This is a genomic window from Leptospira kmetyi serovar Malaysia str. Bejo-Iso9 (assembly GCF_000243735.2).
GTDB lineage: Bacteria > Spirochaetota > Leptospiria > Leptospirales > Leptospiraceae > Leptospira > Leptospira kmetyi.
In genome coordinates, this window is sequence record NZ_AHMP02000003.1 from 3298343 (window position 1) to 3320640 (window position 22298).

19 protein-coding genes are annotated in these 22298 nt (G+C 43.8%); 10 read left to right on the forward strand and 9 right to left on the reverse strand.

Annotation, left to right across the window (positions count from 1 at the left end; genetic code table 11):
- The first annotated feature begins 16 nt into the window (after positions 1-16).
- From LEP1GSC052_RS17950 to LEP1GSC052_RS17960, 3 genes are read left to right on the forward strand one after another with little or no spacing between them, the layout of a single operon-like run.
- The gene (locus LEP1GSC052_RS17950) at positions 17-505 is read left to right on the forward strand and encodes an SAM-dependent methyltransferase (RefSeq protein ID WP_244265299.1); all 489 of its coding nucleotides are present in this window, start codon (positions 17-19) and stop codon (positions 503-505) included.
- Positions 502-1410 (forward strand): bifunctional molybdenum cofactor biosynthesis protein MoaC/MoaB, encoded by a 909-nt coding sequence (gene moaCB / locus LEP1GSC052_RS17955; protein ID WP_010572875.1) that lies wholly within the window; start codon positions 502-504, stop codon positions 1408-1410. Before LEP1GSC052_RS17950 ends, moaCB begins: the two co-directional genes overlap by 4 nt.
- The gene (locus LEP1GSC052_RS17960) at positions 1407-2600 is read left to right on the forward strand and encodes a molybdopterin molybdotransferase MoeA (protein WP_010572874.1); all 1194 of its coding nucleotides are present in this window, start codon (positions 1407-1409) and stop codon (positions 2598-2600) included. Before moaCB ends, LEP1GSC052_RS17960 begins: the two co-directional genes overlap by 4 nt.
- 62 nt (positions 2601-2662) lie before the next feature.
- On the opposite strand, the gene LEP1GSC052_RS17965 is transcribed toward LEP1GSC052_RS17960, so the two are convergent.
- Positions 2663-3331 (reverse strand): YdeI/OmpD-associated family protein, encoded by a 669-nt coding sequence (locus LEP1GSC052_RS17965; protein ID WP_010572873.1) that lies wholly within the window; start codon positions 3329-3331, stop codon positions 2663-2665.
- Positions 3332-3340: 9 nt separating this feature from the next.
- Positions 3341-5140, reverse strand: a complete 1800-nt coding sequence (locus LEP1GSC052_RS17970; RefSeq protein WP_084492250.1) for a hybrid sensor histidine kinase/response regulator — start codon at positions 5138-5140, stop codon at positions 3341-3343.
- 328 nt (positions 5141-5468) lie between these two features.
- Here LEP1GSC052_RS17970 and LEP1GSC052_RS17975 point away from each other — a divergent pair, with 328 nt between their 5' ends.
- A complete protein-coding gene (locus LEP1GSC052_RS17975) occupies positions 5469-6800 on the forward strand; it encodes an MFS transporter (protein WP_010572871.1) in 1332 nt (443 codons plus the stop codon).
- 103 nt (positions 6801-6903) lie between these two features.
- On the opposite strand, the gene LEP1GSC052_RS17980 is transcribed toward LEP1GSC052_RS17975, so the two are convergent.
- Complete coding sequence (locus LEP1GSC052_RS17980; RefSeq protein WP_010572870.1) at positions 6904-8196, reverse strand: DUF1554 domain-containing protein; 1293 nt, start codon at positions 8194-8196, stop codon at positions 6904-6906.
- Positions 8197-8447: 251 nt separating this feature from the next.
- On the opposite strand from LEP1GSC052_RS17980, the gene LEP1GSC052_RS17985 reads away from it, so the two are divergent.
- Complete coding sequence (locus LEP1GSC052_RS17985; RefSeq protein ID WP_010572869.1) at positions 8448-8984, forward strand: inorganic diphosphatase; 537 nt, start codon at positions 8448-8450, stop codon at positions 8982-8984.
- Between the two features lie 109 nt (positions 8985-9093).
- On the opposite strand, the gene LEP1GSC052_RS17990 is transcribed toward LEP1GSC052_RS17985, so the two are convergent.
- Positions 9094-9996, reverse strand: a complete 903-nt coding sequence (locus LEP1GSC052_RS17990) for a lysophospholipid acyltransferase family protein (protein ID WP_040913685.1) — start codon at positions 9994-9996, stop codon at positions 9094-9096.
- A 189-nt stretch (positions 9997-10185) separates the two neighbouring features.
- Between LEP1GSC052_RS17990 and LEP1GSC052_RS17995 the strand changes: the two genes are divergently transcribed.
- From LEP1GSC052_RS17995 to LEP1GSC052_RS18010, 4 genes are all read left to right on the forward strand, one after another.
- A complete protein-coding gene (locus tag LEP1GSC052_RS17995; RefSeq protein ID WP_010572867.1) occupies positions 10186-10899 on the forward strand; it encodes a 7-carboxy-7-deazaguanine synthase QueE in 714 nt (237 codons plus the stop codon).
- Entirely contained in the window at positions 10900-13743 is a 2844-nt protein-coding gene (locus tag LEP1GSC052_RS18000; protein WP_010572866.1) for a DEAD/DEAH box helicase, read from the forward strand.
- 79 nt (positions 13744-13822) lie between these two features.
- Positions 13823-16231: a phenylalanine--tRNA ligase subunit beta gene (gene pheT / locus LEP1GSC052_RS18005; protein ID WP_010572865.1), complete on the forward strand. Its 2409-nt coding sequence runs from the start codon at positions 13823-13825 to the stop codon at positions 16229-16231.
- A gap of 6 nt (positions 16232-16237) precedes the next feature.
- Positions 16238-16807 carry a gamma carbonic anhydrase family protein gene (locus tag LEP1GSC052_RS18010; protein WP_010572864.1) on the forward strand — a complete coding sequence of 190 codons (570 nt, stop codon included), beginning with the start codon at positions 16238-16240 and terminating at the stop codon, positions 16805-16807.
- Positions 16808-16883: 76 nt separating this feature from the next.
- On the opposite strand, the gene LEP1GSC052_RS18015 is transcribed toward LEP1GSC052_RS18010, so the two are convergent.
- The 3 genes from LEP1GSC052_RS18015 to LEP1GSC052_RS18025 all read right to left on the reverse strand — a co-directional run bounded on the left by LEP1GSC052_RS18015 (position 16884) and on the right by LEP1GSC052_RS18025 (position 19732).
- On the reverse strand, positions 16884-17537 hold the full coding sequence (locus LEP1GSC052_RS18015) for an LIC_13215 family putative lipoprotein (protein ID WP_010572863.1): 654 nt from the start codon (positions 17535-17537) through the stop codon (positions 16884-16886).
- A 230-nt stretch (positions 17538-17767) separates the two neighbouring features.
- Positions 17768-18355: a cytochrome C oxidase subunit IV family protein gene (locus LEP1GSC052_RS18020; protein WP_010572862.1), complete on the reverse strand. Its 588-nt coding sequence runs from the start codon at positions 18353-18355 to the stop codon at positions 17768-17770.
- Positions 18356-18460: 105 nt separating this feature from the next.
- Positions 18461-19732, reverse strand: a complete 1272-nt coding sequence (locus LEP1GSC052_RS18025; protein ID WP_040913179.1) for a hypothetical protein — start codon at positions 19730-19732, stop codon at positions 18461-18463.
- Between the two features lie 44 nt (positions 19733-19776).
- Between LEP1GSC052_RS18025 and LEP1GSC052_RS18030 the strand changes: the two genes are divergently transcribed.
- Positions 19777-20478 (forward strand): hypothetical protein, encoded by a 702-nt coding sequence (locus LEP1GSC052_RS18030; protein ID WP_010572861.1) that lies wholly within the window; start codon positions 19777-19779, stop codon positions 20476-20478.
- A gap of 106 nt (positions 20479-20584) precedes the next feature.
- On the opposite strand, the gene LEP1GSC052_RS18035 is transcribed toward LEP1GSC052_RS18030, so the two are convergent.
- Complete coding sequence (locus LEP1GSC052_RS18035; RefSeq protein WP_010572860.1) at positions 20585-20794, reverse strand: hypothetical protein; 210 nt, start codon at positions 20792-20794, stop codon at positions 20585-20587.
- Positions 20795-20879: 85 nt separating this feature from the next.
- Positions 20880-22217, reverse strand: a complete 1338-nt coding sequence (locus tag LEP1GSC052_RS18040; protein ID WP_020986485.1) for an MFS transporter — start codon at positions 22215-22217, stop codon at positions 20880-20882.
- Positions 22218-22298: the final 81 nt, after the last annotated feature.

The window sequence follows — 22298 nt, forward strand, 5'->3', positions numbered from 1 at the left end:
GGTTTATTTGGTCGGAGTGGGACCGGGCGATCGCGAACTTCGTACTCGAACGCGAGATCGTGACCGGAATACGACCGCCTCGGAAGCCGCCGCGAGTCTCGGTTTTTCTCTCACATATCGGGAATATTCGATAGAGATTCTTTACATTTCGGGTTATGGAAAGAATGGAAAAAATTCCCATAGTTTAAAAAATCTTTCCTGGGAAGGAAAAACTCTAGTAGTATATATGGGTTTGAATTCACTGAAAGAGATTGTGGACGATCTGATAGAGAGTGGAAATCCGGAAAGTCTTGTGGGAATCGTAGAGAACGCGACTCTTGCTCATCAAAGAATGGTCACCGGAAATTTGGAAAACATAGTTCAAGTCGTCGAAGTCGTCGAAGTCAACGAGGTTCGTTCTTCAGCGCTTCTGATTATCGGAGATAAAGTGGACTACTATCAAAAAATGGATTCTTTAAAAACTCTCATCAATCGTCCTTATACGTTCGTTAGGACAAAAGAATGATCGACATCACAGAAAAAAGAATCAGCCTTCGTTCCGCGGCGGCTGAGGGGTTTGTATATTGTACTCCCGAAACCGTAAAAAGAATCCGCGAAAATAATTTACCGAAAGGAGATCTTTTCGGTATCGCAAAAGCGAGCGGCTTACTTGCTTCCAAAAAAACATCGGATCTGATTCCGCACTGTCATCCGGTGAACATAGATTTTTTCGATCTTACTTTCGAAGTCATAGAACGCGGAGTTAAGATCAACGCAGTCGCGAAGTCCATCGGTAAAACCGGAATCGAAATGGAAGTTCTCACGGGTTTGAGCGTCGCCGCGTTGACCATCTACGATCTTCTAAAACCCATCGACAAACAACTTGAAATTTCGGACATACGGCTTCTAGAAAAAAAAGGAGGAAAGAGCGAAACTCAATTCTCCAAGTTTGCGGAAGGTTCCAAAGCCGCGATCCTCGTTTGTTCCGATTCGACTTTTGCCGGAAAAAGAGAGGACGGTTCGGGCAAAACGATAGAATCTATATTAAAAGAATCGAATGTAGAAATTTCCGATTATTCGGTCGTTCCCGACGAACCCGGAACGATTCGTCAAAAAATTCTTTCCTGGGTCGAATCGGGAATCGATTTGATCGTCACAACGGGCGGGACCGGGCTCGGGCCGCGCGACAATACGACCGATACGGTAAAAGAACTTTTGGATCAGGAGATTCCCGGAGTTGCGGAAGCGATGCGTTCTTTCGGTCAGGACAGAACTCCTTATGCGATGTTGTCCCGTTCTCTGGCGGGAAGAATTAAAAAAACATTAATCGTTTGCGTTCCGGGAAGCTCCAACGGCGCGAGAGAAAGTTTAAAGGCGATCTTTCCCGCGATCTTTCACGCAAAAAAAATGATGCGGGGAGAAGGTCATTGATTTCCGTCGAAGAGGCACTTGCGAAAATTCTTTCCGAGGTTTCCAAAGCGAAAACGGAAATACTTCCTCTCCAGGAAAGTTTGGGAAGAATTTTGAGCAGAGATATTTCCGCGGATCGGGATTATCCGCCGTTTCATCGATCGACTATGGACGGTTATGCGATCCGCAGTCAAGACTACGATTCATCCAAGGTTTATACGTGCAAAAAGGAAATTTTCGCGGGAACGGAATCCGTTCTCGATCCCGGAGAAGAAATCGTAAAGATCATGACGGGAGCGGTCGTTCCCGAAGGACTCGATGCGGTGATTAAAATCGAGGAGAGCGAAGAAATTTCCAAGGACGAAGATTCCGTCCGAATTCGATTCAGCGCGAACAAAGTATTCCATTTTTTGAATATAGCGGCTCGAGGCGAAGATTTGAAAAAGGGAGAATCCGTTCTCAAAGCGGGAACAAAAATCGGAATGTCCGAACTTTCTCTTTTGGCATCCCTCGGAATGAATCGTGTTTCCGTAAGTTCATTGCCGAAGGTTACGATCATTTCGACCGGAAACGAGGTCGTTCCCGTCGACGCAAGGCCGTATCCGTATCAAATCCGGGATTCGAATTCTTATTCTCTGATCGCTATATTAAGAAAATATGAAATTCAACCCGAAGCTGCGTTATTGGTTCCCGACGACGAAGTAAAAATCGCGGATGCCTTGCGACAAGGTTTACAATCGGATATTCTTCTTTTATCCGGCGGAGTTTCCATGGGAAGTATGGACTTGGTTCCTCCTTTGTTAAAGCGACTCGGAGTTGAGGAAATATTTCACAAGGTTCAGTTGAAACCTGGCAAACCGATTTGGTTCGGTAAAAAAGGACAAACCGCGGTTTTTGGTCTTCCAGGAAATCCTTTCAGCGTTCAGGTTTGCGCGAGAATCTTTTTGGATCCGTATCTCCGTTCTTTTCTCGGAATGGAAATTTCAAAACCGCAACGTTATACGTTTTTTGGAACGCGTAAAAAGAAGAATTCTTTGCCGGAATATTTTCCGGTTCTTTTGGAAACAAAGGAACAAACCGGAATCGCGGCCAAGTCGTTTAACGGAAGCGGGGACATACGAGCGGGTCTTCTTTCCGATGGGATCGCCTTACATCCCGCGGATCAAAACGAAATTCCGGAAGAGCAGGTTTTGGATTTTTATCCTTGGTAAATATTTTAAAAATTCAGAATATTCTTAATTTTAAATGTATTTTTAAGTTCTTACGGAAGCGCTCATTTTACGGATTTTTTCTTGGCTGGAGTTTTCGGGGAACTCAAGGTTTCGACCATCTTTAGGATCCGCTTGGATCTCGTTTCGGGAGACTTCGCTTCCAAGATCGATTCGATATATTCTCTTTTGTGCGACCAAGCGAGGACCTCGAAGGATTCTTTCGCATTCTTATTTTTAGAAAAGGATTTTTTGACGTCGTCCGGAAGTTGAACCGTTTTCTTTTCGTAGTTTATATATTTGGAAAGTTCGGGTCGTTTTTGTTTTTCGGCTTTTGAACCGCCTTTTTTTACCGTGTCCGCTTTTTTAAAACGCGCCGCCGACCAAGTGTCGTTTAAAGAAATCAAAGAAACTCCGTCGTATCCGTTTTCGGAAAGGATATCCCAACCGTGATCCCGATCCAAATCCGTTTTAATCCCCGAAGATTTTTTCGGATAAGCGATCCAAAGCAGGGTTTCCCTTCCGATCGATTTGAGAATTTTTAAGAACGCGGATTTTAAAGAAGAAGACGAATTTGCAAAAAGAAGAATTCCGTCCGCTTCCGAACTTTGATTCGTAAAACGAACGCCGTCGATGGGAGAGAATTTATATTCTTTCTCGTTGTCGAGAACGATCAGGCTGTTGCCTTCCTTGAGTCGCATCTTTTGAATGAGTTCGGAATTCAGTTCGATCATAAATCGTATTCAGCGTTTGAGAGTTTTTCTTCCGTCGATCACTTTCTCTAAAAGTTCGGAGAGATCGCTTTTGCGAAACGGTTTTCTTAAACTTGCGTGAAACCCGTATTCTTTCGGCGAAGAAATAATCGGATCTTCCGAATAGCCGCTCGAAGCGATCGCGATGACATCGGAATCGATCTTTCTGATTTCGGAAATCGTTTTTTCACCGCCCAATCCGCCGGGAATCGTAAGATCGAAAATCAAGACGTCGAAGGGTTGACCCGAGTCTCTGGCTCGTTTGAAAAGTTGAATCGCTTCCGATCCGTTTTTTGCGTGTGCGGTCGTGTAACCCATTCTTTCCAACATATCCGAAAAAATTTCGAGTATAAATTCTTCGTCGTCCATGATGAGAATTTTTCCGCGTCCGTGATGACGCAACGGGTTTTTGGTCTGATTGTTTTCGACCTTGTTCTTGGACATTGGAAGATAGATGTTGAACGTGCTGCCCACTCCCGGCTCGGAGAATACTTCGATTCCTCCGTCGTGTTTTTGAATGATGGAATAAGAGGTCGCGAGCCCTAGGCCCGTGCCTTTTTGTTTTGTGGTAAAGAAAGGTTCGAAGATTCTGGAAATTAAATCTTTCGGAATTCCGATCCCGCTGTCCTTGACGGAGATCAGAGCGTATTCTCCTTCCTTTAAGTGTTTCGAGTTGTCCTTACTCAAGTATGTGTTCTTTGCCGTGACTTGAATCGTTCCGCCCAAGGGCATGGATTGAATCGAATTGATGATGATATTTTCTATCACTTGGTGGATTTGATTTTCGTCGAAATCGCAAAGACAAAGATTCGGATCGATATCGAAATGACAGGAAACGTTGGAACCGCTCAAAGCAAAAAGAACACAATCGTTTAAAAGAGGAGCCAAAGAGCCGGTTTTACGGATCGGTTTTCCGCCTTTGGCAAAGGTAAGAAGTTGTTGAGTAAGATCCTTTGCTCGATTGAAAACTTGAATCGCCTTATCGAGATACGGCGCGATCGGATCTTCTTCGTCCAACTTTTCTCGGGCTAGATCGATATAACCGAAAATTCCGCCGAGCAGGTTGTTGAAATCGTGCGCGATTCCTCCCGCTAAAACCCCGAGGCTTTCCAGTTTCTGAGCGTGTAAAAGTCTTCTTTCCAATTCGAGACGATCCGACTCGGCGCGTTTACGATCGGTGATATCGGTTCCGATGCTGATGGTTCCGATCACGTTGCCTTCCGGATCTTGGAGAAGAGTGTTGTCCCATTGAACCAATCTCTTTTCACCGCTTTTTGTTTTCAGATAATTTTCATAGTGAAGAGGAAGAGTTTTGGAAATCACCGCGTCCTTGAAGATGGATTTGACCTGATCCCTTTCCTGTTCGAGTAAAAAATAATCGAACCAGTTTTTGCCGATGATCTCTTCCCGTTTCCATCCGCTTAAATTGAGAAGATAATCGTTGCAGAACGTGATGGTCGCCTCCGCGTCCAAACCCAAGCCGATGAGATTTATGTTTTCAAGAGTGACTCTGAATCTTCTTTCGGATTCGATGAGCGCGGTCTCGGCTATTTTTTGTTCTTCCGATTCTTTTTTTAAAAGTAAAAAATATCGATTGAGAATGAAGAATAACAAAACGGTCGTAGTGATTACGAAAGCCCAACCCTTATACGTTTGTAAGGTAGTTAAGATAAAAGGATCGAAAGATAATAAGCTAATAAACTGATCGGAAAAAAAAATCCAAGCGGAAGCAAGCAACAGGTATAAAAAAGAAATCCGGGCCGGGGCTGAGATAGGCAGGTTCTTAATCATATATCGTAAGTTATAAAATGATACTTTCCTGTTTCAGAGAAAAAGAGTATTTAATTTTCGACGATTTAATCTTTTCAATTTCGGGAAAGTATTTTATCCTTCAAGGGTAGTTCCGAACGCATTTTATTTTATAACCCTTTGTACTTAGTTGTCGATTGCAAATTTTTTCAAAGGAAAAGAAGTTCAGAACTTTATTTCGCGCTTCGATCTCTCAAAAACGTTTCATTTTTTTAATCCGACATCCCGCGAAAAATTTAACGAGAGGCGGTTCGGAATTCCGACCAAAATGATCTTGTAAGCGGCTCAGGATGCATAAGATTGTGGCCTAATGATTTCAATTTTGAGTCGATTCCTTCCCGCAAAACCGAAACCTTTACTTCCCAAAGATACGATCGATCGTCTTTATCCTCGTTTTCGATGGAGAATTTTAGAAGCGACCTTTATCGGTTACGCTGTGTTTTATCTCGTGCGGAATAACTTTCCCGTCGTTTCCAAAGAAATGGGAGAGGCTCTTCATTATAGTCAGGAACAGATTACGAATATTCTCGCGGTGACCGCGATCACATACGGAATCGGAAAGTTTGTGATGGGCGCTTTATCGGATCGAAGCAATCCGAAATACTTTATGCCCTTAGGTTTGATTTTAACCGCGATCTGTAATCTTTGTTTCGGCGCATCCAGTCAATACGACGTTCATTTTTATCTTTGGGCTTTGAACGGACTCGTTCAAGGAATGGGATGGCCGCCCTGCGGACGTTCTCTCGGACATTGGTTCGGCGTTGCGGAACGCGGATCTAAATTCGCAATTTGGAATATAGCTCACAACGTCGGCGGCGGTTTGGTCGGAGTTGTCGCCGCGTACAGCGCTTCTTGGTGGGGTTGGAGAAACGCTTTTTATATTCCCGCTTCGATCGCGATCCTTACGGCCGTTTATCTTGTTTTTCGATTGTTGGACACGCCTCAATCGGTCGGACTTCCTCCCATCGAAGAATATCAGGAAGATCCGGATAAGGAACTTAGAATCTCCTCTCAGGAACAGGAAAGGGAACTTTCCTTTCGGGAAATCATCGTTGGATCCGTATTAAAGAATTATTATATATGGACTTTTGCATTCGCCAATTTTTTCGTTTATATCGTTCGATACAGTCTGACGGATATAGGGCCGACCTATCTTAAATTTGCCAAAGGCGCGACGTTGGAAAAGGGTGGGGTCAGTACTCTCATCTACGAATTCGCCGGAATCGGTTCGACTCTGCTTGTCGGTTGGGGATCGGATAAACTCGGAGGAAAAAGGGGAATGGTCAGCTTTTTATGTATGCTCCCGATTCTTTCCGCATTGATTGCGCTTTTATTCACGCCGCCCGGTCATCTTTGGTTGGATTTGACCTTGTTCGGAGTCGTCGGATTTTTTATTTATCCGCCTGTGATGTTGTTAGGGGTTGCCGGTTTGGATTTCACGTCTAAGAAAGCGGTCGGAACTGCGGCCGGGTTTATCGGACTTTTCGGTTATTTAGGAAGAACGGCTCTTTCCAAATCGGTGGGATGGCTCAGCAAACAACCCGGATTTCAATGGGAACAATCCTTGTATCTGATCATCGGTTCCACTTTGATCGCGCTTGCGCTTTTGGCCGTTACTTGGAGTTGGAAACCGAAAGCCTAAGGGAGAATTTTTCGATCTCGGTATTCTTTTTGAAAAAAGGTCGGAACTACGTCCGACCTTAAAGATAAAGTATATTCGTTTAAGAACTAAGAACTAAGATCGATCAAAGTTCCACACAAATGATGTTCGCGGAAGAACCTAACGCGTCGCAGGTGGAAGCAAAGTAAGAGAGCGCGTTCGAGTCGATGCTTCCGGCCCAACCGGTCATTCCATCTACGGAAGAAAGTCCGCTCGTCCAGTTGCTACAATTTTGACTCAACAGAACGGTCCAAGTATTATCCATTCCCGTAATATAACCGCAAGTGGTGCTACTAATCGGGCATGAAAAACCGGTAATCCCAGCATTTACTTTATTGCTCCAGGAAAAAGGAAGAATCGCGCCGCTGTTCGAGTTCGCGATGATCGTGGTAGTGTTATCCCGATAATAAGTATAAAGCGGTTTCAAAGGCCAATCGCTACTCGGAGTCGGCAACGGTTTTCGCGTCGAGGTTCCGATCATCGCTCCCACAGAACCGGAGATATAAGCCGGTTTATTAGAAGTGCAAAGAGTATCTGCACCCGTTTTCCCGCCGACGCTTCCGGTTCCGCTCGCGATATGAACCAGATACATTCTTTTGTCGTTGTCCGTGATCGTAATATCGGAAGTCACTGACACGTTAGTCGCACTTCCACTCGACTGGGCCACTTTTGCGGTGATCACTTCGCTTTCATTTGCAAAATCGGGAGTTCCCGTTTCGTTGGTGGCGCTTACGATACGATTGACCGCAGTGGTCGTGATCGTACTCGGCAACGCGGAATTCACGCTTAGATTGGTGGGAAAATTCGGATACGTGACCGCAACCCCGGACGCAGGGTTCGGTCCAGGCGGGTGAGAAAGGGCGATCGAAAGATTATTGGAAGAATTCGTGGTTCCTTCGACAACCGTTAAACTCGAAGTCAAAACAACCGAATAACAATAGACGTCGATGTCGGCCACGGTTGACGAAATCGTTCCCGAAGAATTAAAGATATTACAGGATAAATTATTGGGGAAAGAAGTGATCGAAACCGAATAAGAAGAACTGCTTGTCAAAGAAGAAGAGAATTGATATGTTCCCGCGCCGCCCGTAATTCCCGGCGAAGTTGGAATCAAAGTCACGGTCGAGGATCCGTTCGTAAGCGTGATACTTCCGCTTACGAGCCCGGAAATATTCCCGCCGAAATTAAAAGAAGAACTCCCGCTCCCTCCGCCGGAACCGCCGCTTTGCTGATTCGTGTTTACCGGAGCGTTGACCGTTTCCGTAGCCACAATCTGAATCACGCTTCCTAAGCCCTTGGAAGCATCAAATTGAATCTTATCTGCTTGAGAGCATCGAAAGAATAAAAACAACGAGATCAAAAGGATAGTTTTACGCATAGGGCTTGCCTCTTTTAACATAACCCTTCGGATACAATTTATTGATAAGTTTTTCCTGATTTATAATTAAATTTGATAAAATTTTTAAATCATAAATAGGGAACTATCCTTTTAAAATTAGGTGTAGGATCTCCCACGTATCAACTTTGCTAAAGCGACAGAAATCCGCCGAGCCATTCCTGTCAAATTGGCCTTTGAATCGATCGTATTTTACACTTGCCTTCCGCCTGCTCGTTAAATAGGTTTCAGTTATGGTACACCCTTGGCATGATATTTCTCCGGGCGAACAAAGCCCCGAATTCGTAAACGGCGTAATCGAAATCAAACGCGGAAGCCGTGCGAAATACGAAGTCGATAAAGAATACGGAATTTTAAAACTCGATCGGGTTTTATATTCTTCCTTTTATTATCCGGCAAACTACGGATTCATTCCCCAGTCCTATTGCGGCGATCACGATCCGCTCGATATTTTAGTTCTTTCTCAAGTGGAATTGGAACCTCTTTGTTTGGTAAAAGCTAAGGTGATCGGAGTGATGAGAATGTTGGATTCCGGCGAAGAAGACGATAAGATCATCGCGGTTGCGGCAAACGATATGTCGGTCAATCATATCAACGATATCTCCGAACTTCCTCCGCACTTCACATTGGAACTCAAACACTTCTTTGAGGATTATAAAAAACTGGAAAACAAAACGGTTGTCATCGAAGAATTTCAAAACGCGACTCTGGCGCGTAAAATCGTATTGGATTCTTTAGAACTGTATAAGAAAACCTTTCCGAAAAAATAATCGAGATCGTTTTCTTGTTACGTTAAAACATCTTTGATTGCGATCGATTTCTGTCAAAAAAAGATAAAGCGGTTCGAGTAACAAAAACAAACGATTACTTAAAATCGTTTCAAACCTGACCCGGAAAATCTCCGGGTTTGGTTCTCCATCTTCTGTGAACCCAAAAGTATTGTTCGGGATACAACTTTACTTCTTCTTCTAAGGCTCTTGTCCAAACCTCGGTATAATGACGGATGGCCGCTTCCCGATCCGGAAACGCTTTCTTATCTACAAAGCCCAAATCTTTTACACGAACGATCACCTTTCCATTCTCCCCGCAGAGAACCGAATACAAAAGCATCTTCGCTCCGGTAAGATAGGCCATCAAAGCAGGACCTTGATACGTCGAAGCAGGGCGGTTGAAAAAGTTTACGAAAATTCCCACCTTGCCTGCGTTTTGATCGGAACCGAAGCCGACCCAATAACCTTGTTTTAACATCTTGGTTACTTGGCTGGATTCTTCCGTGGAAACGAGTTTGATTCCGTTTTTTGTTCTGAGTTTATAAATCAGTTTATCAACGAACGGGTTTCTTACTTTCTTATAAATCCCTCCGCCTTTCATGCGGATTCCCATAAACTGAACGAGAATTTCCCAAGTGCCGAAGTGACCGGAAATCAAAACTACGCCGACACCTTCTTCGTTCGTTTTCTTTTCGATGGCCAAGGATTCGGGATCGTAAACAAGGTAACGATCCATCCACTTTTGATTCAAACGGGGAGCGTATAAGGTTCCTGCGACAAGATTCCCGATATGAAGAATACTTTTCCAAACGAGTTCTTTTTTCTGCGCTTCCGTATATTCCGGAAAAGCGTGCGAAATGTTTTCATATGCGATTCTTCTATGTCTTCTTGCGAGTGGATAAAGAAGAATTACGAGAAATCTTCCGTATAAAAGACAAAAACGATACGGCAAAATTCGAAACGGAAGATAAAATAAATAAACAAAAATAAAAGACGGTATATAACGAATCAAGGGAGCCCCAAATTGTTTTATATTACAAAGGGAACGTTTTCCATCCGGATTGACAAGCAAAAGAACTAGTCGTTCGGAGCTCCGAGAGTTGACCGCAAAGGGTAGGTAGGAAATTCTGGAATTTACCTTTTTATTTTTTTTACGATCTCCTTGCTTGTTTAAAGAAAAATCTTGTACTCGAAAGAACCCATGGACAATCTGAAAACCTCCGTACATGAAATTTATCTTTCTCTTTCGGGAGAAGGAATTTCAACGGGCATCCCGACCGTGTTCGTACGTATGGCGGGATGTTCTCTTCGATGCGGAATGGCTGTCGGAAGAAAGTTATGGTGTGATACTCCGTATACTTTGTCTCCGAACGCAGGGGAAGAATCGAACCTGAATCAAGTCTTGGATAAAATTCAAGAGCTGAGTCCGGTGAATACGCAGATTCTTCTTACGGGTGGAGAACCTCTCGAAGGAAAAAATCGAGACTTTAGTATCGCCTTAGGAAACGAAATTTTCAGAACTAGAAATTCTTCGGGTTTATATCCGAGACCGAGAGTGGAAACCAATGGAGCGGAATCGATCGAAGGTTTGGATCGATTCGTGTTTACGTTGGATTATAAACTTCCCGGTTCGGGTATGGAAGATAGAATGAATCTGAAGAATCTGGAAATCTATAAACAAAGAAACGAAGTGTTGGATGAGATTAAGTTTGTGATTCGTGACAGAACCGATTTTGAAAGATGCATTGAAGTAATCGAAACTTATAAACTTTCGGGAAATCTTTTGGCTTCTCCCGTTCAAGGAGAATTGTCCCCGGAAGTTCTTGCGGAATGGATGAAGTCGTTTCTCGGAAGCGGCCTTCGTCTTTCTTTACAAACGCATAAATACATTTGGGGCGATCAGAGAGGCGTTTAGTTGGAAAATACGGTACAACTCAGTCTCGATTTCGAGTCCAAATCCCGCTCCGGTTTTCGGGGAGATTTTTGTTATCTGACGAATTCTCCCGAATCGGGAATCGGAAAAATCGTAAGCTCGGCCGAAGGTAAGTTTACGATCGAGTTTGCGGCCACCTCTTCCAAGAAGACGATTTCCGAAAATTCTCCGCATTTAAAAATTCTACCGGGTTATCCTTCTCCTTTGCGGAACGTGGGAGAACAAGCCGGTTTGATGGAACTTTCCCTCACCGCTTACGAGTTGAAACTCACGCACGCTTTCGATAAACTTTCGGCGCTTTCCAACTCGAGAACGAGACTTCTTCCGCATCAGATCGAATCGACTTACATCGTGGTCAACAGTTTGCGTCCTCGTTTTATTTTGGCGGACGAGGTCGGTTTGGGAAAAACCATCGAAGCCGCGCTCGTGATGAAGGAACTGATTTTCCGCCGAGGTTACAAAAAGGTTTTGATCGTCGCGCCTTCTCCCTTGCTCGTTCAGTGGCAACAGGAATTGAAGAATAAGTTCAACGAAGATTTTGAAATCGTAAAACGGAAGAATTTTCACACCGAAGGCGATAAGAACTGGAGAAACTTCCAGCACGTTATCACGTCCGTAGACTTTATTAAAAATCCGAAATACGCGGAAGAAATTCTCAAAACGAAATGGGACATCGTCATCTTCGACGAGGCGCACAGACTCAGAAGGGATTATCATAAGATCACGCGCGCGTATTTGTTCGCGGAAAAAATTTCCAAAAAATGCGAATGTCTTCTTCTTTTGACCGCGACTCCGTTCCGAGGAAAACTCGAAGAACTTTATTATCTCATGCACTTGATCGATCCGAATATTTTGGGTCCGTATCATACATTCGTAAACGATTATATTCTCGGGAACAAAACCGATCTCAAGGATAAGATTTCGAAGGTTCTTTTAAGAAGAAGAAAGGTCGAAGTCGGCGGATTTACGAAACGATTCGCCAAAACCGTTCGTATCGAACTTTCTCCCGTCGAACGCGAGTTTTACGAAGAAACCACGAATTACGTTCGCAGAGAATATAATCTCGCGATGAGAACCCAAAACCGCGCGATCGGATTCGTAATGATCGTGTTTCAGAAACTTTTGGATTCTTCCGTGTTCGCGCTTTTATCCGCTCTTACGAAACGAAAGTTTCTTTTGGAGAATCGTTTCCATCATATTAAACAAATGAAATCCAGTTTGGACGAATGGGATCTGGACGAAACCGAGGACGTGGAGGAATTCGTTTCCGGTTTGGACGAATCGGTTCAACTCGATCTTCAGAGTTTAAAACGAGAACTTTTGTCGCTCAATCGATTGATTCTTCTCGGAAAAAAAATCAAAGAAGACAAGAAGTCCATCAAGTTGAAGGAAACGATTCTCAAACTTCAAAAGGAAGGACATTCAAAATTTATCATATTTACTCAGTTTAGAACGACCCAGGATTTTTTGGCCGGGGTTCTTTCCGATTTTCAAGTCACTTTGTTTCACGGTTCTTTGAGCGCGGACGCCAAAGAAAGGGCGATCGTGGAATTTAAAACGAAAACGGAAATTCTGATTTGTACCGAAGCGGGCGGCGAAGGACGAAATCTTCAATTTGCGAACGTTCTTTTCAATTACGATCTTCCTTGGAGTCCGCTGAAGATCGAACAAAGAATCGGAAGGATTCATAGGTTCGGTCAAAAGGATAACGTTTTTATCTTTAATTTTGCGAGTAAGGATACGGTTGCGGAAAGAATTCTCGAAGTTCTTACCAACAAGATCCGTTTGTTCGAAGAATCCATCGGGTCTTCGGACGAACTTCTCGGCGCGATCGAAGACGAGTTGGATTTTAATTCTTCCTTTATGAAGTTCGTTACGGGCAATAAATCCAAAATCGAAATGGAAGAGGAGATGGACAATCGAATCAAAATCGCAAAGAAAGGTTTTGAAAAACTCGGCGCGCTGGTAACTCCGAAGTTGATCGACTTCAATCTTCAGGATTATTACAGTCATACGCTCGAAGAGCGTTCGTTTAACAATACGCACTTGGAGGATTTCGTTTCTCGTTTTACCAGGATTTTTCCCGAAGACGCGGGTTTTAAACTGATCCGAACAAAGCCGCAGATTTACGAAATCGATTCTCCCCAGTACAAGGGCAAATACGGAACCTTCGATTCGGAGCTCGCGCTTCAAAACGACAGTTTGGAATTTTTGGCGTTCGGTCATCCTCTCATCGATAAAACGGTTTCGTATCTGATCCAGAATCAAAAAGGCTGGAGCACTTCGTTTCATTCTGTTTCCAATAAAGAATATTATGTTTTTCTTGTGGACTTTCAGTTCACTCTCAATCGAACGGAGTTGTTTTATTTCGAGACGAACCCGCGCACCGGAACCGTAAAACGTATCGAAGAACTTCCCGAAGAACTCCGAGAATCTCATTCCGTTTCAAAATCCTCGACGTCTTCGCAAGTCGAACTTCCCGCCCGTTTGGAGGAGAATTTAATCCGAACATTTCTCGCTTTGGACGAAATCGTGGAATCCAGAAAAAAAGAACTCGGAGATCAAACCCTCGATCTTTTTCAAAAGGAAGAATTTAAAATCAGAACGAACAATCAGAACACTTTGAGACAACTCGAGGAAAAACTGATGCGTCAGGAAGCCGCTTTTAAATGGGAAGGCAAACCCGAAAAGAAATCGGCGATGAACCGAACCCGCAACGAAATCCAAAAGGTAAAGGAAGATTTTGATCGTGAGCTCCGCAAGGTGAGAAACGGCAAAACGATCCAACACCGTTTTCAACTCTTTCAAGTATATCTTCCGGATTGAACCGAGAGGCGTTTTACTGCTCGACATCCGATTTTGATCGAGGTTTCTGGACCTTAGTAATTGGACCGGAGTTCTCGACGTGAAACTTTCCTTAGACTGGATGAACGATTTTACACCTTTGAAGGAGGTGGGGCTGGACGCGATTTTAAAGAAGATCGCGATCTCCGTTTGTGAGATTGACGGCGCCGATCCGTTTCGTCCCGAGTTGGATTTCGTAAAAATCGTTAAGATCGAATCTCTGGAAAAACATCCTTCCGCGGATAAACTTCAAATCGCGCAGGTTTCCACGGGGACGGGCAAATCTCAAATCGTAACGGGCGCGACCAACGTAAAAGTGGGGGATTTGGTTCCTCTTGCAATTCCCGGCGCGAAACTCGGCGATAAGGAAATTCTCGAATCCGAACTCAGGGGCGTAAAAAGTTCGGGAATGCTTTGCTCCGAAAAGGAACTTTCCTTGTCGGAAGAAAGCAACGGGGTCTGGATTTTAAACGGACTTGAGGGCGCCGAAATCGGAAAAACGATCCGCGCGTTGTTATATTACGATGATATAATATTCGATGTTGATAATAAATCGATCACACATAGGCCCGATCTCTGGAATCATTTCGGTTTTGCGCGAGAACTTGCCTCCCAGTTGAAACTTCCGATCCAGTTTAATCCGTTCGACTCGCTTTGGAATTTCGATCTTTCCGTGGAACTTCCGAAAGTATTAGAAAATCAGAATGCACATTCTTACTATGCCTCTTCGATCCGGGACATTTCCATTCTCCCTTCAAAGCGGAAATTTCAATCCCGTTTGCAGAAATGCGGAATTCGAGTCATCAACAACGTCGTCGACGTTTCCAATTATGTGATGCTTGAAATGGGACAGCCTACTCATTTTTTTGATAAGAAATTTCTCGAAGGTCAAGGTGGAGTTTCTCTCGAAGTTTCCTTTGCGAAGAAGGGGGAAAGTTTCCTTCTTTTGGACGATACTTCTCCCGCGCTGGAGGAAGAAATTCTTTTGATCCGCAATCAGGGAAAACCCGTTGCGATCGCCGGTGTAATGGGCGGAAAAGAATCCGCAGTTCAGAATACCACGACCGAACTCGTGATGGAATCCGCCGTGTTTGCAAGAGAAAGAGTTCGTAAGTCCATTCGTTCCACGGGAATTCGTTCCGATTCTTCGGTTCGATACGAAAAGGGACTCGAAGCGACCACAACTCTTCCGGTCATTCGTCGCGCTTTGAATCTTTTAAAAGAAAACGGTTGTCCTTCTTTGAAAGCGGGCGAGCCGGTAGGATTTTTACACGCGCCTCATAAAGAAGTTCATATTCATACCGACATACATTTTATTAATGCGAAGTTGGGAGTCCAGTTGTCTCAAGGAGATATCACCGATATCCTTCAGAGGCTTCACTTCACCGTCTCTTGGAAAGGCGATCATCTCGAAGTTTTAGTTCCTAAGTTCCGTCACAACTACGACGTAACGATTCCCGAAGATCTCGTGGAAGAAATCGGAAGAACCAGAGGTTACGATACGATTCAAGTGGCTCCCTTGCTTGCGGAAGTCAAAACTCCGATCCGAAATCTAAGCAGAGAATTGGAAAGAAAGTGTAAGAACTTTTTCGCGGGAAGTCTCGGTTATCACGAAGTTTTCAATTATTCGTTTCAATCCTTGAAGGAGAATGAACTGGACGGGGATCCGAAACTTTCCGTAAAGATCAAAAACGAAATGCCGGAGGAACAATCGGTTCTTCGGAATTCTCTTTTGCCTTCTTTGTTGAAAAACGTACGCACCAATCAGGATCGTTTTTCGGAGATTAAGATTTTCGAATTCGGCCGCGCGTATTTTAATCTTCCGGAGCCCGAAAACGAAAAGAAATATCTTTCCTTTGCCGTTTCCTTCGATCGGAAGAATTCTGAGTCCGACCTTAAGGTTTTGGAAGAGGATTTTCTGAAAGTAAGAAAGGAAATCGAATCGCTTTTAAACTCCATTAAGATTTTTGAATATTCTTGGGAAGCGAAACCCGAAACGATCTTTCATCCGGGTGCGAGTTTGTCCTTGATCGTAAATTCTAAGAAGATCGGAAACATAGGTTATGTTCATCCGGCGGTTCTGGATGTGTTCGAACTTAAGAAACGGACCGTCTACGGTTCTTTCGAATTCGAATCGCTCGTGGAACTCTGGAATTCAAATCGAAAAGTTTCCCGTTTTGTGCCTCCTTCTCAATTTCCCGAAGCGGAAATCGATCTTTCGATTTTGATCGGAGAAAAGGAAAATACGAACGCGTTTACCGATCTCGTAAAAAAGGAAAATATTCCCGAGCTACAGGAAGGTTGGGTTTATTCTCAGTTTGCGGGTGGAAACGTCCCCGAAGGAAAAAGATCCGTGAGTTATCGTTTTCGATTGGTGAACTACGAAAAGACGTTCACTCAGGAAAGAATCAAGGAAATCTCCGATCAGCTCGTTTCTTTGGCGGGAAAGAACGGATTCGCTCTTAGATAATCAATTATGAATATTCACGAAACTGCATTCATTCATCCGCAAGCGACCGCGATCGGTCTCGTGGAGATGGGTGCATATTCTTCCCTTTGGCCGGGCGCCGTGGTTCGTGCGGATATGAATCGTATCGTTTTGGGAGAGGGCGTTAATATTCAGGACAATTCCACACTTCATACGGATTCGAGCCGAGGAATTACGATCGGAGAATACACGTTAGTCGGTCATAACGCGATGTTGCACGGTTGTAAGATCGGTCGCGGTTGTTTGATCGGAATCGGAACGGTCGTTTTAGACGAAGCGGAAATCGGAGACGGCGCGATGGTAATGGCCGGTTGTATGGTCCGGGGAGGAAAAAAAATTCCACCCGGCGCGATGGTCATTCAGAAGAATGGAGAATTGAAAATTTTTGAAGGTAAGGCCAAACCCGTTTTCAGCGTGGCCGGTTGTTTGGAATACATTGCCTTAGCAGATCGATTTAAAAAAGGAATTTTCGGTCCATTTACGCCCGAAGAGGAAATCGAATTTCAAAATCGAGCTAAAACAATTCTCAAGGGAATGGGCATCCCTTTTAAAGAATGACGCATAACGTGTGTCGGCGCCGCGAACTTCGATCGCGGCGACATCGCCGACTTCCGAGAAAAAATTCTTTCCCGTTTTAAAGTTTAACGAACTTTCCTAAAACTTCAAGAACCTTCGGTCCTTTGGTTTGCGCGTCCTTGTCCAAAAAAGTTCCCGTAAAGACGTGAGCCTTTTTATCCACGATAAATACTCTTTGATAGTTGTGGATCTTCACGCCTTTTCCGCCGATGGATTGTTCGAATCTACTTTCCAAAAGAACGGATTCCATTCCGTGGATTTTCGATTTTTTAGGCGGGTTGATCATTTCATATTTTTGGAATACGGTCGGATACAAACCGGTCACCGCGGAAACGTAATCATCGAGGCTGATCTCTCTCGGCTGTTTGGAAAGATCTTCCATCGTATAATTTACGTTCGTATTAAATTGGGAAGCTTCCGGACTTCCTTGAGGATATTCGAAAAGAAAGAAATTGATTCCTGCCACTTCTAAAGCCTTTTTGATCGCGCCCGAATTGTCCGACTCGGATGCGATTTGCTCCGCTTGATTGATCAAGTTCGGGTTATCGTTAAAAGTCCAACCTTCATAGTCGAGTCCGAGTCCGAGAGAAGAAATTTGAACGATCTTCGCATTCGGATCTAAGGCGTGTTCCTTTTTACAAGCGAGAAGAACGAACGCTAAAACGATAAAGATGGATACGATACGAAATGTGCGAAACGGATTTTGCTTCATACGATGAATGCTCCTAAGAATTGGAAAGATTAATCGTTTCGATAAAAAAAGCGAGTCAATTTAATTCGGGAAAATCGAAATTAAAGGTTTAAAAGAACAAACATTCCGTATTTAAGAACGAATCTTAGGTTTGTTTGCGGCCGCGAGGATGAGAGCGACAAAGGTCCGCGTTAAAAATAAAAAAGCCGGTCGAAGACCGGCTTTTAAAACATCGTATAACTACGATTTGTTTAGAATGCGAAAGAGATCAATACCTTGAATCTTGTGAAGATATCCGCCGCGGAAAATCCGAACAAAAGAAGAAGGAAAAAGAAACCGGATCCGAAGATCACTCGGTTCATGACCGTATCGTATTTAAGGTGCATGAAGTAAGCGAGAACCAAAGACGCTTTCGCGGTTGCAACCGCCATTGCGATGATTACGTTCATGGCTCCGAAGTCGATCCCCGCAACCCAAACGGTTACGAACGTAAAGAAGATTAAAGTAGCGAAAATGAGCGAATACGTTTTTACGGAAATGATATGATGTCCGCCGTGGCTTTCTTCCGCGTGAGCGGCAGGAGCAGTGGGTGCGCCTTTCAATTTTTCTTGGCCTTTTAAGACCGCGTCTTGAAGAGCTTTTCCGAGTTTGTTGTCTTTGTTTCGAGAAATAAAGTCATTGAGTTTGTTTTCCTCTAAAATCTGAGAGAGGAAGTTAACCGCAAATCCCGCGAGAGTCGCGTTGACGATCGCTCCGGCTCCGACTACAAACCCGGTAAAGGGGATCAGAAACCCGATGCTGACGATTACATAAAGAGCGTAGTTTAAAAACAGTTCCATTTTATATCCTGAATGTGGACCGCAGAGATGCGGATGGTTTTCCGGGCGGGTAAACCGCGACCTGTAGGACATACTGACAAGGTCTAAAAAAGCCTCAAGTACATTTCAATGGAGAATGCGTTTCCTCCATTCGTCATAAAACTTTTGAATTCTTTCCCGAGTCGTTTCCCGAGAATTTTCCAAAAAGCCGAGAAGAACCCAGGAAACCCCATACGATTTTCCCGACGCGTAACGATCCGGCGTCAAAGGAAGAATTTCCACTCCTTGAGTTCTGCCCCAATCCGATATCGTTTGCGTATATTCCGGTATCGGTCGTTTTAAAGGTAAGGGGAGAATCGAAAGATTCTCCCGAAATTCTTTTTTTCTTTTTGGGAGAATCTCGGATTTCGAAAACTCGAGAAGAATTCTTCCCATGGACCAACGAAAGTTTGCTTCGCTGATTCTTTGGATTTTTTTTGAATTTTGAGAATAGAACTCAAAACCGTCGATCGCGACGGGTCCTTTGTATTCGGGCGAAAAGGTTTTCGCTAATTCTTTTGAAATGGGTTCGAGATGAGAAGAGAGAAGATCCGATTCTTTTTCAGTCGGAATATACGCGCCGTTGTATTTTCCTTTTTCATCGCAGATTTGGATCGTACTTCCGAAAAAGGTCGGAACTCCGGCGGAAAAATCATAGAGGCACGAAAAATCATACGTTCTTTCGAACCAAGGTTCGGCTACGCAAGGGAACCAAGAAGAATCCGTTTCTAAATCAAAGTTTGTAGGATCTCCAACGTCCACAGAAGAGAACCTAAGAATTTTATGTCTTCCCGAAAAACTGAAAGAAGGTTTGAGAACGATCTTTTCCGGACGTAGTTCCGACCATTCCGAAGACAAATCCGCCCAATACGAAACCTTCTCGAGAATTCTTCCCGGAACATCCTGAAACCCGTATTCCGACTTCCAACGCGACAAAAGAATTTTAGAATTCAATCGTTTCGAAAGATCCGCTTTCTCCGAAGAATAAAGAATTTCACCGTCGTCGCTCAAATCGGAAATCGAACCCCATTCTTCCCAAACGCGAACTTTGTCCACGGGCGCAGGAGAAACTTGCAAAACCTTCTTCGCATTTCGTTTCAAAATCCGAAAGTCGCAAAAACGAATTCCTCTGGATTTCCAAAAATCCAACCAACTCCGATCGGGAGTTTCGCTTAAGAACATCGTAGAGGACGGATCCCGAATCGATTGAAAAAGGAAGAATAGATTCTCCAGAGATCGGTTCTTAAAATCCAATCGTTCGGGCGCGATCGAGGAGGCTTTTAACTCTTCTTCAAAAAAACCGTTGAATCTATAATAACGAGTCATAATATCCCGAATTTTTTTAGTTTGTAAAATCAAGAACGGGGGATCAGAATTTCGATAATCTGAATAAGGGTAAATCTATGAACATCCGTATTTTATCATTTCTGACAATTCTTTCCTTAGTGGGATTGGGAGCCGCACCTAACAAGGTATTAACTCTCGAAGAAAAGGAAGAATTGAAACAGATTGAAGCCGTGCGTAAGGGCGGTTTTACGGATATAGAAGTGGACAATCTTCACGCTTCGATTGCCGGAAATATTTTAAGAATCAATAATCTTCTTGGAAACGAAACGTATAAAAAAGCGCTCCGTTATATCGAGGACGAACCGCGCGAAGCCGCAAAGTTTTTGTTTCAAGACAAGGAAAACAAACAATACCTCGAACTCGACTTGGGTCTCGGTCAATCTTTTGCGGATTATCCGAAAACGTATCTTTATCAATCTAGAATTTATATTTATCCGGGTACGGACGGACAATCTTTGGAGAAGATCATTCTTCAGTTCAAAAGAACTCCGAACAACAACAGCGAAATTCTTTTGGAATTCTTTTCCAGTCACGATACCGATTTTCTTTGGCCGGACAATCCGATTCAACCCGTTCCCGCGAGCGTAACCTCAAAATTGCACGATGCGGCCAATCCGTTGCCTTATAACAAACAAAGACAGATCATTCTTCAATACAAAAGATATATGAGAAAGGTCGATAAGATGGTAAGTCTGAAACTTCACGCGATGGAACTCGATCAAAAGAGAATGATTTCCAAGATGCTCGAGTTTCGTTGAGTTTTGTTTTAAAGGAAGAATTGAGAGTTTCCGATTCCGAACGAGAATCTAAAAAAGTTTAGAATCGTTTTCACAAATCGCGGATCGAAACTCAAAATCGAAACGTTCATTTCTTGATTAAGAAATCGCTGATGACCTTTTCTTCGGTCAGATATTTTTTATTGAGATAAGAAATGGCGTGGTTGATAAACCGGGGAATTTCCTTTCCCGCGTCCAACAAATCCAATTTAGTCTGAGTCAATTCGTCGATCGTAGCCAACGCAAGTCTCCGTTGACTTTGGTGCGATTCAAACTCGTCTTCGGTTTCAAAAGCCATTCTTACTTTTTACCTTCGAGTAAAACGTATCAAAAAATCCGGGAAAAGCAAGTCCAACTCGTTCCCGGATTTTAAAAAGTGAGAATCAGCTTTCTTTGTATTCGATGGCCGTTTTGATTCCGCGTTCCTCATCCACTAAGAAATTGATGAGAAGCGAAATGATAAAGAAAACACAAACCACAAGAAAGGAATTTCTTAGATCAAAAAGAATCTGCAATCCTCCGACGGCGACAAGACCGAACGCGGCCGCGACCTTACCGGATAAACCCCAAAGACCGAAGAATTCTCCGGACTTGGATTCGGGCGCAAAAAGTCCTACGATCGCGCGGCTCGCGGATTGAGTGGCGCCTAACCCCGCTCCGGCGAAAACCGTAGTTCCGACAAAGACCCATTGTTGAGTGGTCGGAATTCCGATCCCGATTAAAAACGCGGTGAGATCCTTCACCCAATAAATGAGAAGAAGACAGAAGATCCATAAGAAAAGCGTAATATTGAATGTTTTCTTTGCGCCGATTTTATCCTGGATAAAACCGAAGAAGATCGCTCCGACCGCCGCGAAAAGTTGGATCAAAAGGAACATCGCGATTTCGTGTTTTTCTTCCGTTTTGATTTCCTGCGCGCCGTAGATAAACGCGAAACTGATCACGATTCCGAGCGCGGCCATCGCAAAGAACAAAGAAATGAGATACAAGGCCATATCTCTGAACTTGTGAATTTCCTTCATCGTCGAAGTAACTCTTTCGATTCCGATTTTGAGATAAGAAAGTCCTTCGGGTTTTTCTTTTCCCGCGGTGTATTCTCTCAAAAGAAGAAAGGTCGGAATTCCGGCGAACAAAAAGAAGAATGCGGTATAAGGACCGACCAAACGAAGACTGTCGAAGTTCTCCAAAGTTTTCGGACCCAGCGTGTTGACTAACGCAACCGCGACGATTCCTCCGAAATATCCGATTCCCCAAGCGTAGCCCGAGATTTTTCCCAAATCTTCTTTCGGTCCTAAATACGGAAGAAAACTCGATGCGAAGTTTTCCCCGGAAGCGAAAAAGAAATTAGAGAATATGATCAGAATAAACGCGAGCACATACTGACCCGGAGCGATCACGAACCAAAGGGCTCCGGTTGAGATAATACAAAAGACATAACTATAAAAAAGGAATTGTTTCTTACGCGCGGAATAATCGGTGATCGCTCCGAAAATCGGTCCCGTTACGACGACCAAAAGATAAGAGATTGCAAGCGCGATCGACCAAAGAAGATTTCCGTATTCGTATGGATTTTCCTGGTTGGAGGAGGCCGGAACCACCAATTGGCTGAAAACGATTCCGTATGTGACGCTGATAATGACGGTTGTATAAGACGAGTTCGCAAAATCGAACATGCACCAGCCGAGGATCTCTCGAAAGGGGGCTCTTTTTATATCTTGCATGGCTTTCCTTTTTGTTTTCGATCAGAAATTTCAAAAAAGGCTATTTTTCGGAAACCGGATGTCAAATGAAAACCGTAAAAA